Origin of the sequence: uncultured Proteiniphilum sp., from assembly GCF_937873925.1 — a bacterium.
Taxonomy (GTDB): domain Bacteria; phylum Bacteroidota; class Bacteroidia; order Bacteroidales; family Dysgonomonadaceae; genus Proteiniphilum.
The window spans coordinates 1-12506 of record NZ_CALNAT010000117.1; the positions used below are offsets into that span (position 1 = coordinate 1).

6 protein-coding genes and 1 pseudogene are annotated in these 12506 nt (G+C 46.1%); all 7 read right to left on the minus strand.

Annotation, left to right across the window (positions count from 1 at the left end; genetic code table 11):
* Positions 1 to 384, minus strand: a pseudogene (locus Q0502_RS07740) (glycoside hydrolase family 5 protein); the annotation flags it as partial.
* Positions 385 to 464: 80 nt separating this feature from the next.
* Positions 465 to 2402 carry a hypothetical protein gene (locus tag Q0502_RS07745; RefSeq protein ID WP_298649265.1) on the minus strand — a complete coding sequence of 646 codons (1938 nt, stop codon included), beginning with the start codon at positions 2400 to 2402 and terminating at the stop codon, positions 465 to 467.
* Between the two features lie 371 nt (positions 2403 to 2773).
* Complete coding sequence (locus Q0502_RS07750) at positions 2774 to 5119, minus strand: glycoside hydrolase family 3 N-terminal domain-containing protein (RefSeq protein ID WP_298649268.1); 2346 nt, start codon at positions 5117 to 5119, stop codon at positions 2774 to 2776.
* Positions 5120 to 5153: 34 nt separating this feature from the next.
* Positions 5154 to 6593, minus strand: a complete 1440-nt coding sequence (locus tag Q0502_RS07755; RefSeq protein ID WP_298649270.1) for a family 16 glycosylhydrolase — start codon at positions 6591 to 6593, stop codon at positions 5154 to 5156.
* A gap of 77 nt (positions 6594 to 6670) precedes the next feature.
* Entirely contained in the window at positions 6671 to 8050 is a 1380-nt protein-coding gene (locus Q0502_RS07760) for a PKD domain-containing protein (RefSeq protein WP_298649272.1), read from the minus strand.
* A gap of 15 nt (positions 8051 to 8065) precedes the next feature.
* On the minus strand, positions 8066 to 9595 hold the full coding sequence (locus Q0502_RS07765) for a RagB/SusD family nutrient uptake outer membrane protein (protein WP_298649274.1): 1530 nt from the start codon (positions 9593 to 9595) through the stop codon (positions 8066 to 8068).
* 21 nt (positions 9596 to 9616) lie between these two features.
* Positions 9617 to 12506 (minus strand): TonB-dependent receptor (locus Q0502_RS07770; RefSeq protein ID WP_298649277.1); only part of this gene is annotated, 2890 nt, incomplete at its 5' end.

The following is a 12506-nucleotide window of genomic DNA, read 5'->3' on the forward strand; positions in this document are numbered from 1 at the left end:
ATCTTCGTCAGTAAACAACTTATAATGGAACGGCACCCTCAAAGAGTTCACTCCGGCTGATTTCAGGAACTCTATATCGGCTTTCGTCACATAATGATCTTTAAACTGCTTCCAGAACTCAGCCGTAAAATCAGGGCCAACCATTTCGCAGAGAGCCTGGTTAATACGGCCTGCCGAGTTGGTATTCCGAAAATTGAACATATACCCTTCCGGGTTCAACCAGTTGCCGAGGTTCGTTCCCCGGATAAAAAATTTCTCCCCATCCGGAGCGATCAGGTCAGGCCCGTCCACACGGATAAAGGATAATGCGGATTGTCCGCCTTGATTCTGACAGCCTGCAACAAGGATCAGAATCAGGGAAATGAGGTAGTTGTGAGTTTTCATTCCGTTTTACTCAATTTTTTAATTTCAACCTTGTACTTATCAGGCAAAAAATATGCTTAATTCTACATCTCGAATGGGTATTAATCCCACAAGTCCGGGATAGCTTCATGTCCACGTGCTCTTTTTGGTTTTTTGTCATAGGGTGCTCTATTCCCTGCATGCACATCAAAAAGAACTTTTGCTGTTTCCTGCATTGCCTCTACCTGATATTTATAGGGGCGGTCCGTAACATCTATCAAACCACAGTTGTAATTTTCCCCGTCGTTTCGCCTGCCTGTTATATCCTGATCAGCCCATTGGAAATACGCTGTACCGATCAGACCAGGGTGGGAATACGCCTGTTCTGTATAATAACGATATGCAATACCCCGTTCTTCTTGAGAATCAACTTGCCAGAGTGATTGCGCCATTCCCCTATCAACCGTACCAAAATGATATTCACCTATCATCATCGGTAGATTTGTTACTCTAAGGGCTCTATCCATCATTTCTTTGCTTGGCTCCAGGGCATAACTGTTAAAACTGAGCACATCAAAGGCTTTGCTGCAAATCAGTAACACCTCTTCCTCTATTTCATCCAGATTGCCGAAACGATACCCTAAATTCAGATGATGAGGAGCATATTTCTTTTGCGCTTCTTTTACAGCTTGTATAAATATCTCGAAAGTATCCCAGATAAATCGTTTACAGGATTCAGATGATTTTCCGTGAGTTGATATGTATTCTGTTAACTTTGTCTTAACAGGGCAATCTGCTCCATCCAGAATAATATTACATACACGTTCTTCATGCCCGATCCATGCGGGTTCGTTTCCAACGAAAAAACCTATCACCCATGGATTATCCCTGTATCTTCCGACCGAATTTCTCATTGCTTCGTCCAATTTTTCGTTGAAGTCGGAAGCATACACATCTGCAAGCCCCATGAGCCTCCCTTCTACTCCTGCGGTACGCATCGAAGTCATAAAGGCCTTACGATTCATATTCATAATGTCAAAACTCGACCAATTGGCAATTGTGTTGATTCCCCACTTCTCCATTCGCCGGATAACCATTTCATTGGCTTTATCCCTGTAATCCTCACCGTAACGACGATAAAGGTTCCAAAGTCCGAAAGAATAATCATCCGGATAGGAATCATTAGCGGGGAATAAGTCTCTCGGAGGAAGTTCTTTAAACATATTTTCACGTTGATCCACCTCTTTTGCCAGTCCACCGGGTGACGGATGAACGCAATCTACTCCTACTGACAGGAAAAGATATCCTTCCGGATCAACAAACCACCATTTTCCATCGATTTGTCCGGTCCTGAAAAAACCAGTAGCATTCACTTTTTTCTGCTTATACCCTCCATATTTCGAATAATTATAGGCATTGGCATCAAACAGCTCATTTTCTTCGTCCTTCCACTCGGTCTGAAGTTGTTCGAAAGATTTTATTTTATCCTCATAATCCACTAAATTCGATTGTCCGAATTCATCAATGGCAGGAATTGTTTCGAGATATTGGTCTCCGGGATCTTCCACTGAAAGTGTAATGTTTCTGATCTCAAATTCGGGATTTCCGATAGGTACCCGCATTCGAATTCCAATTGAATCCACTCCATGCAAAGGTCCACGCTTCCCTCCAAGATTTATCCAGCCGGTATAACGTGGTTGATTATACGTAGCTGCCAGGTCATGTCTCGCATCAGGGAGTTCGGTAAAAAACCTTAAAGGGATAGCAAGCCTGTTCCAGGCATTAGGAACATAACTCATCACACGGAGTTCATTATATCCCTCATCTGTAGTAAATCCAACGTGAAAACGCTGAGCAGTTGTAATTTTGAATTCCAGTATTACAAAGTTAAAATTATCCCAATCAAGCGGGAGGTCGGGATTAATATCTTTAATGGCAAATTTTTTACCTGAAACCTCTTTTGCACTATCAAACTTTACTTTGAAGCTTTTCTCTTGAGAAGTACAGCTAAATAACAGAAATATAGCAGATATGGCTACTAAAAAAAGAACTTTTCTCATATTCTTTCAATTATTGGTCATTTGAATAAGATATTCGCAGTTGAAACAAATTCCGTATTGTCTAATACATACAAAGCCGATCGTTTCCGGGTTCAGATTTCATACTCATCACATTTTATATGTCAAAAATGTGTTTTTCTCACATTTTCCACTAAAAGCAAATATAGATTTTATTCCTGTAAAAATAACCAATCATCCCTAGATTCTCTCTACCCCACAATAAAAAAATAATCCAATCGATTCCATCAACTTCATTCAGAAAATAAAGGAGATACCACAAATCATGAAAGTCCCCTTCAAACAATAAACCGATCCCCATCCCTTTATGGACAGGCAACCGGTTTATCTACTCTCTGTCTATGAACTCTACTTTACTTATTGGGTATATCCCAAATTCGGGTTTTCGTACAATTAATCATAGCGATCTGATCGCCCGCCTGTAGTTTGAACTCGCCCGCTTCCAGCGTCCACTCTCCTTTTTCATTCACAAAGGCAAGGTCATCGGCTGCCAGTTGAAGTGTAACGGTTTTGGTCTCACCCGGTTTCAGCGATATTTTTTCAAATGCACGCAGGCGACGCACATCGGGAGAAAGGGAGGCCACCATATCGCTGCTGAAGAGCAGTACAGCTTCCTTACCGGCCACTGTTCCGTTGTTCTTCACCTCTACGGTCACGGTCAGCAGGTCGCCCGATACAAAATCGTGCTTGCTCACTGCTAAATTGGTATATTCAAATGTGGTGTAGCTCAACCCGAAGCCGAACGGATACTGCATTGAAGTCTGTGCTCCGTAATCGTAAGCGCCCTCCATCTTACCGTCGATATTCTGGCTGGGTTTATGATCATAGGTGATCAGTCCCTGCTCAAATTTGGGGTAGGTATAAGGCAACTTTCCGCTCGGGTTGACGTCCCCTGTGAGAATATCCGCCAAAGCATCTCCTCCGAAATTGCCCGGCAGATAAAGTTGAAGTATCGCTTTGGAATCGGGTTCAATCTTACGGATCAGACGTGGTCGTCCTTCATTCATTACCAGTATGACCGGTTTTCCTGTCTTTTGGAGCGCCAGTGCAAGAGCTATCTGGTTTTCCGACAAGGCCAGTTCATCCAGGTTACCCGGTGTTTCACAATAGGAGTTCTCACCCACACACAACACAATATAATCAACCCCGGCCGCGGCAGTTACTGCTTTTCCGATCTCAGGGGTATTTTCCTCATAATATTGCCCCTCCATCTTATAGGTAACTCCCGGTTCATACCTTACATTCGCGGCGCCGAATTTATTTTGCAATGCTTCGTAAATAGTATTGTAGCCCTGCGCGAACTCTTCGGTTTTTTCTCCCTGCCAGGAATAGCTCCAACCCCCATTGAGGGTACGCATAGAATGTGCGTTAGGACCTGTCACTAAGATATGGGCATTGACCGGCAGCGGAAGGATGTTGTTTTCATTTTTCAACAGGGTGATCGACTCATCCGCAGCCGCTTTCGCTACCGCCTCGTTCTCTCTGCTCCCGAAGTCGGGATATTCGGAGCGCGACCAGTAAGGTTGCTCAAAAAGACCCAGACGGAATTTCAACCGCAATACCCTGCGCACTGCATCATCGATCCGCTCCATTGGCACCTCACCCTCTTCCACCAGTTCCACCAGTGTAGGGCAGAAAGTCAGATTGTAAGGTTCCATCACCAGATCGATGCCGGCATTGATTGCGGTTTTCACGGCTCCTTTATAATCGGTGGCGATCCTGTCGCGTGACAGCAGGTTCTGCACATCGGCCCAGTCGGTCACAATCACTCCGTCGAAACCAAGATCTTCCTTTACCCATTCGGTCAACAACCTGTAATCGGCATGTGTAGATACGCCGTTGATGATGCCCGAATTGACCATCAGCGAAAGCGCTCCTCCTTCTACAATAGAAGTGCGAAACGGTTCAAAATATTTCTCACGCAGTTCGCTTTCGGAGATGAGAGCCGGTGTACGGTCTTTACCTGAGACAGGTACTCCGTAACCCATATAATGCTTCACACAGGCGGCGATATGATGACTACCCACATTGTTGCGATCATCACCCTGAAATCCGAGTGTAGAAACCAAACCCATCCGTGCATTGAGATAAGCGTCTTCACCGTAACTCTCCCACTGGCGCGACCAACGGGCATCCCTTCCCAGGTCCATCGTGGGAGCGAAAGTCCAGGCTATATTGCTTGCACGGGTTTCGTAAGCCGTGATACGGGAACCCTCTTTCATCAGGTCGGTGTTAAAGGAGGCAGCCATTCCCACACCCTGCGGGAAAAAGGTAGCACCGGCAGTATAAGTAGTTCCGTGAATGGCATCGATGCCATAGATCACCGGTATACCTGTTTCTGTCAACGCCCGTTCTTGTATAAGTCGTACCGTTTTCTCCCACACTTCTGTGGTACGTGCCCGGTTATTGGCCGTATTCAGGATGGAACCCACCTTATATTTTCCGATCACTGTATCGAGCATAGCAAAGTCGATCTCGAAAGGCTCGTCGCTGAAATAGAGATTTCCCCCTTTCCCGATCACATCGAGCGTAAACTGCGCCATCTGCCCTACTTTCTCCTCAAGGGTCATCTGTGCCATGATACTGTCGATCCGTTTCTCGATACCCGCGTCTAAACCCAAGCCGGATGCTTTTTTATTACCTCCGGTACAGGCAGTTGTCAAAAGTAATAAGAAAATAACATAACTGTATTTTTTCATTTGCTTACATTGTTTAGAATGGAGTATTGAGTATTTACCGTTGGAATACCCTTACATAATCGATTTCATAAATCGCGGGCAATTTACTTTCGTCAATGCCTTGCGCTCCACCCCAGTCGCCTCCCCAGGCGAGGTTGAGTTTCAAGAGAAAAGGTGCGTCGAAGGGCCAGGTGTCTTTGTTGCCTTTTTTATCGTTGTCGAAACGGAAATACTCCACTCCATCCACAAACCCCTTGATATAATCGGCTGTCCATTCGAGAGCATATATATGAAATTCGGTTTCGGCATTTGCTATTTTCTTTGTACCGGTTTTTTGTGTGCCTATTGAATGATAATAGGCCTTGCAATGGATGGAAGAGTGGACCACGTCAGGGTCGTAACCCACATATTCCATAATATCGATCTCGCCGTCATCGGGCCATTTATTGAAGTTTTTAGGCATCATCCAGAAAGCAGGCCAGGTACCTTTTCCACCCGGAACTTTCAGGCGGGCTTCGAAATAGCCATACGTCCAACTCTCATTGGTATTGATACGTCCCGAAATAACGACGTTTCCCTGTTTCCTGGCAACAATCTTCAATGTTCCGTCGTAAACGGAAGTTACGGTATCTCCTTGAAAAACACCGGCGACATACTTTTGTTTTTCGTTGTTTACCCATCCCGGTTCGGCAGTTTCGTAGTACCATTTCGCAGTATTGGGCAGTACCGCTTTACCTTCCGGCAGGCGGGGCTCGTTAAATTCTTCCTGCCAGACTAAAGTATAGCCGGGCGGTGTGGATATTTCAGGATAAACATATTCGGCAGCAGCAGGTTTTTTGAATGTACCGGTAGGTATAAAACCTGTCCAGACAAGAATTTTAGTCAAAGACGGATTGGAAGTACAATCCAGATTCTGCAGATTTGTATTATTGCGAATATCTAATTCCTGCAATTGATTGCCGGAACAATCAAGCGATGTCAGCGATACAAATTTTTCGATACCTTGCAATGAGCCGATGCCTTTGGAACTCACATCTAGTGTTGTGATTGACCTTACTTCCTGTTCACTGATCTGTCCGTCCTTATCCGTATCGAAATTGGCAATACAATAAGCCTTGAACGCGACATCGGGAATATCAATCAGCTGTACCAGTCCTTTTTGGGTTACCGTATATTGTTTCGAAAAGGTTCCCGATGTAAAGGTAAGGGTGGCGGTACGTGGCTGTTCCGACGTATTGCTTTCTACCGAAACCTTTATAACGGTATTTCCCCCAACTCCTCCCGAGGGCGAAGTTTTGCACCAACTCTGATCCGATGAAATACCCCATTCGGCGTTTGAATTTACATTGATACTTTCGGAGCCTGCCGAAGCGGACAAATTTAACGTCTCGGGTGAAACCGAAATGGTAACATTGGTTGGTTTTGGCTCCGGCTCGTTGCCGTTTTCTCCACAACCGAGCAAAACCAGTAACGGGATTATTATTAAACCGATCATTCTATTCATTGTTTTTTGAAGTAAAATACCTGAGTAGCGGGTTTTATCAACTGCTACTCAGGTATGGATTCATGCAGTTAATTTACTTTTTTCAGACGGTATTTCCACGAAATTCCATCACCCAGCGATACGAGTTCCATCATGGTCGTCGTCATCCGCGTGATCTTGTATTTCGGATTGTTGTACACCTGATCCGAAGGCATATAAGAGAACAGGGTTTTGGATGGTAATTGCAGATAATAGGCTCCTGCTTCCTCCGTAACAGTATATGTCGCCGTCTGCGGTTCTACCGGAACCAGATAGTCCAGACCATCACCGAGATAAAGTTCGGAGTGGAAAGTACAATCTTTATTGACATACACTTTTCCTCCTTCACCCGGGTTAAACTGATAGGATTTGTCCGCTCCGAAAGTCATGGTGTCGTCATACAACCCCCAATCTTTTTTATCTTCGGCTGGAGCACTCCACCAGCCTGTAGGTTCATCGGGATTCGGTCCACATCCAAAATGACCTTGCACGGAAGGTTCCCAGGTCCATTTACCCACGATACCTGTCGCGTATTCGCTACCACTAAGGTCACGGCCTTCATCGAAAGCGTCCCTGTCGGGCACTACGGTTCCGTCGTCGTTGGCATGATCTTTAAATACGACGTCCTCCATTCTCATTTCCGTATCCGCCACATTGCCTCCAAAGTCGAACACAAGTTTTACGCTTGCCATATCGATGCCCGGCATATCACTCATCCAGAAGCAGGTGGGTTGGTTCGCCTCCAGCACGATCTTCTGTTCGAAGAAGAAAGAACCGTCATTAGAAGCGTCCGTCAGTTTTACCATCACACCGGGATGATCCTTCGTAGAGGTCAGGATAACCGAGAAATCATAATGCGTTGCGGCATTGGCGCTCAAGTTTGTTCCCAGCGCCATTTGCGCCTGCCAGGTCTCTGTTGTGGCGCTCGGCAATGTAACCGTATAGGCAGAGCCATTCAACGTATAAGCAGGGTCCGCAATTTGCACCCATCCGGGGGCATAATAGAATGTCGGAGTATTTACTGTTGCAGTTTTCCACATGTTGTATTCCGAATCGTATACAAAACCTGCGAAACCTTCCATCAATGATTTGTCGATATGGAATGTTTTCGTAACCGACCCGTCGCTTATTCCATTGCGGTTGGATGCCTTCATCTCAACGGTATAATCGCCCGCTTTGGGAAATATTTTTTTAACGCCGTTTTCGGCAGCATATTTTCCGTCATCAAAAATCCAGACCGGATTATAGCCGGGCTTATCGAGTGTAAATGTAACCGTATTGGTTTCCTGATCCACCGTGATTACAATAGCTTCTTCCAATCCCGAAACAAGAGGAATCGCGTTAGGGTCCAACCGGTCATACTCTTCGGGCGAGCACGCTCCCAAAACAAACAGGAGCAATACAGGAAGTATTAAATATATTTTTTTCATGTCGCTATAATTTTTTTAATTCCATTGACCAACTTGCTTCAATTCAAATTGGGTATTTTTGGTTTTGTCAATTTCCGATTGGGGAATCGGAACATGTTTCATCCATTCTGCAAAAGTACGTGTAGCGTTATATCCTTCATTCACTTCGGTAAGTACCTGTACAGCATCACCCCAGCGCACCAGATCCCAGAAACGCATACCTTCGCCTAAAAATTCGCGCCTGCGCTCCAATTTTATGTTTTCGGCAGTTGCGGCGATTGAAGCCGCTTCCCCGAAAGCACGATAACGGATTTTGTCTAAGCAATCCTGTGCTGTAACGCCGTCCACGGGCGACTGTCCACTTATGACAACCAACTCGGCATAGTTCAACAATGTTTCGGCATATCGGAAAATACGCAGGTTGTTGGCATAGTTCAAATCCTGATCTCCCGGAGGAGGATTGTAGCCTTCGCGCGCGGCATATTTGCGCATGAATAAGCCGGTATCCTGAAAGCGGGGCTTGTATTCGACGCCGGTCCAATCGTTGATGGAGCCTTCACGGCGGGTATCTCCCGCTTCGTACATGGCATAAGCTTCCGGTCGTACCGGTGCAAAACCCCAACCTCCTTTAAATATTTTGTTCGGATCTTTTAATTCGTTCGGGGAGATAAACGCGGGGAGGTTGGTGCCATACCCTTGCCATCCGCTGCCCCATGTCTTGCCTTCGGGCAACTGGTTACTTTCGAAAATGGATTCTTTGCAAAATTCATTTTCATCGAGCCACATGGCGTCAAAATCCTCAAACAGGTCATACTGCCCGCTTTGGATGATCGCCGCCATATCTCTGGTTATTTCCGGGTATTTGGCGGTATCTTTCTGATAAAGGACCACACGGGCCCTCAGCATCAGGGCGGCTGCCCTGTTTACTCTGCCAATCACCGCGCTTTTCATCGGAAGATATCCTTCGGTGCAGGCAAAATCGAGATCAGCCATAATCTTTTGATAGATTTCGTCGGCTTCAAGCTGTGCTGCCATAAACGGAGATTTGTCCAACGGTTCTTCAAAATAAGGAATATTACCCCAGAATTTCCAAAGCAGATGCAAGTAGTAGGCACGCAGGAAATGTCCTTCCGCTCTATATTGATTCAGCCTGGTTTCACTCACGCCTACCGCGTTTTCACAGGCAGTCAATACGTTGTTTGTACGGGCCAGCCCGGTGAAATAGATACTCCAAAGCCCACCTAATGTTTCCCTGCTGTTGGAATTAAACGTGGCCAGAAGATACAACTGCCGTTGGTCACTGGGATTTTCCCCGCCTTTATAAATATCATCCGAACGCAGGTCGGACATCAGTAATACGCTGTTGTAATTCTGATTCGCATAACTGTCGAACAGTAATATCTGATAAGCCGATGCTAAGTTGGCAAGTATAACATCTTCGGTAGCCTCCCCGCCCGCCAATTTCTTTTCAGTAGAACTGGCAGTCAAAAAATCATCGCCACAGGAGGTCATCGAGATAAACCCCACAAGGATCAGTAACGGTATTAAAAATGTATATTTTTTCATTTTCCTCTGATTTATAATGCATTAAAAAGAAATGTTAACCCCTAAAGAAATGCTTCTCGCCTGCGGATAGCCCCCCCGGTCCACACCGATACGTGTATATTCTCCGGTAGAAATTTCCGGATCGTAACCCTGGTATTTCGTAAACGTGAACAGGTTTTCACCGGCCACAAACATCTTCAATCTCTCGACGGACACTTTTTTTGTCCATTCAGCCGGCAGGGTATAACCCAATTGGGCTGTTTTCAGGCGGAGGTAAGAGCCGTCTTTGATATACAGGTCAGACGAGCGCCAGTTCGCGTTGGGATTCGTTTCAGTCATACGGGGAATCCTGTTGGATGTCCCTTCGCCGTGCCAGCGTTCGAGTGCCCATGTCGGGCGGTTCATCGAAGCGATATCGCCGCGTATGGCAAAATCAAAAATGTCGTTTCCTGTTACTCCCTGGAAGAAGAGGTTCAAATCGAAATTTTTGTATTCGGCTCCCAATGTAGCTCCAAAAGTCCAATCGGGTGCACCTTTTCCAATTTTTGTCCGGTCTTTGTCATCAATTATTCCATCTTCGTTATAATCCACAAAACGAACATCGCCGGGACGGGCATTGGGTTGCATTTTTTCACCGTCCTTATTTACATATCCATCGATTTCCTGTTGATTCTGGAAAAGGCCATCCGTTTTATATCCGTAGAAGAAAGGCCACACTTCACCGTTTTGCCCTTTAATGAAATCGCCTACGCCGGAAGCACCTGGGCTTTCATAGATTTGTTCACCGGATTCGTTACCCAGTTTCACCAACCTGTTTTTCATATACGACGCGTTGGCGCCGATACGATAGCTGAAATCGCCGATCGTCTGCTTCCAGCCGAGTTCTATTTCAATCCCCCTGTTATCCATTGTTCCCACATTGCCTACGGGTGCACCTTGTCCCACATAAGAAGGAATGGGCACGTCCATCAACATGCCAATGGTTCTTTTCTTGAAATAATCGAAGCCGAGAGACAGCCTGTTGCGCAGGAAGTATGCATCGAACCCGATATCGGTTTGTTCCGATTTTTCCCATCCCAGATAGGGGTTGGGAAGCGCCGCAGGCGATTGTCCGTCCTGCATAGTACCCGATTTCGAAGCGCTTGCCACATTGTAACCACCACCGAAATAGTAGTTTTGCCCACTGTCAATGAAAGCGGCGTAGCGCAGGTTACCGATATTTTCGTTACCGTTGCGCCCATAGGAGAAGCGTAGTTTCAATACGTCGAACCAATCGGGGCGTACCTCTTCCATAAACGGTTCGTTCATCAGATTGTAACCCAAGGAGACGGCAGGGAAAAGTGCCCATTTGTTTTGCGGTCCGAATCTGGAAGATCCATCGCGGCGCAACGTAAATTGCGCCATATAGCGTTCGGCGTAATTGTAATCGATACGCCCGAAATAGGAAGCCAGCGATTCAAAATTAATACCTCCTATGCCTCCGTAAACACGTTCATCGTCCCTGTCACCAATGGCAGAGTTGATATGCGCTTTGCCAGGATCCCTCTCAAGCAGGTCATAATCACTGCCACCCAATTGGCGCCGGGTATATTTCATTGCCGACTGTCCGACTACAGCTGTCACGTTATGCACATCGGCAAACTTTTGATTCCATGTAAAATAGTTTTCAATCTGCCATTGGAAACCGCGGTTCATCTCGCTCCATACAGAGCTTTGCGTAACATCCTTACCCTGTGAGGCCAAAAAATGGGGAAACTCATATCCGTCATTACCCCAGAAAGCCAAATCGACACCATAACTGCTTCTGAATTTCAGCGAGGGTAGAATGTCTATTTCTCCGAAGAAAGTACCTACGATTTTATCTGCATTTCCCACCTCTGAACGGGGACGATCCAGGAAAGCGACGGGATTTGCCAACTCCTGAAATCCACCGGGAGGAATCGAATATACTCTTCCGTTTTTATCGACAACGGCGTTAGGATGGTCTGCAAGAATCTTATTGGCCGTAGCATCGTCGGGCGCATAAACCGGCACCGTCGGGTCAAATCCCAGTGCACTGCCCAGAATAGAACCATATTCGGAGTTGGGGTCGATACCCGAATTTTTGGTTCTCGAATAACCCACATTTACACCAACCCGCACCTTATTGAGGAAAGAACGATCTTTGGTTTCAAATATCTGATAGTTGGAATTGGTTCGGACACTGTATCGTTCGAAATTCGACACACCGTAGTTGCCGCCGACAATACCGTCCTGATTGAAATAACCGAAAGAAAGGAAATAGGATCCCTGTTGATTGCCCCCGTTCACGCTTACCTGATGATTTTGTACCGGAGCGTTGTAATTGAACGTTTCTTTCTGCCAGTTAGTACCTTGTCCAGCTTTCTTGATGGCATCATTGGAATAAATCGGGGCTTTGCCGTCATTTATCTTATTCTCGTTCATCAGCACCATATATTCAGTAGCATTCAGCACCTCTTTCAACTTCCATGGACTTTGCCATCCATAGGTCATATCGTAGGTCACTACCGGCTTGCCTGCACCACTACCACTCTTTGTGGTAACCAATACAACACCATTGGCACCCCGGGTACCGTAAATGGCAGCTGAAGCGGCGTCTTTCAGTATTTCGACTGACTGTATATCGATCGGGTTCAGGTAGTCAATACCTCCTCCGACCTGCATTCCGTCCACAATGTAAAGCGGATTGCTGTTGTTTACCGTACCAACACCGCGGATACGAACTTTGGAGTCGGAACCGGGCTGACCGGAACTTTGGGTGATCTGCACTCCGGATACTTTTCCTTTCAACGCATCTTCCACGCGTGACGGACGGGTAGTGTTCAACTCTTCAGCCGTCACACGGCTAATGGCGGCTGTTACCACACTTTTCCTCTGCACACCGTATCCTACAACCACCAACTCATCGAGC

Coding starts and splice junctions, on each gene's coding strand:
- Q0502_RS07765 (WP_298649274.1), bottom strand. CDS start 9,595: ATGAAAAAATATACATTTTTAATACCGTTACTGATCCTTGTGGGGTTT.
- Q0502_RS07750 (WP_298649268.1), bottom strand. CDS start 5,119: ATGAAAAAATACAGTTATGTTATTTTCTTATTACTTTTGACAACTGCC.
- Q0502_RS07745 (WP_298649265.1), bottom strand. CDS start 2,402: ATGAGAAAAGTTCTTTTTTTAGTAGCCATATCTGCTATATTTCTGTTA.
- Q0502_RS07755 (WP_298649270.1), bottom strand. CDS start 6,593: ATGATCGGTTTAATAATAATCCCGTTACTGGTTTTGCTCGGTTGTGGA.
- Q0502_RS07760 (WP_298649272.1), bottom strand. CDS start 8,050: ATGAAAAAAATATATTTAATACTTCCTGTATTGCTCCTGTTTGTTTTG.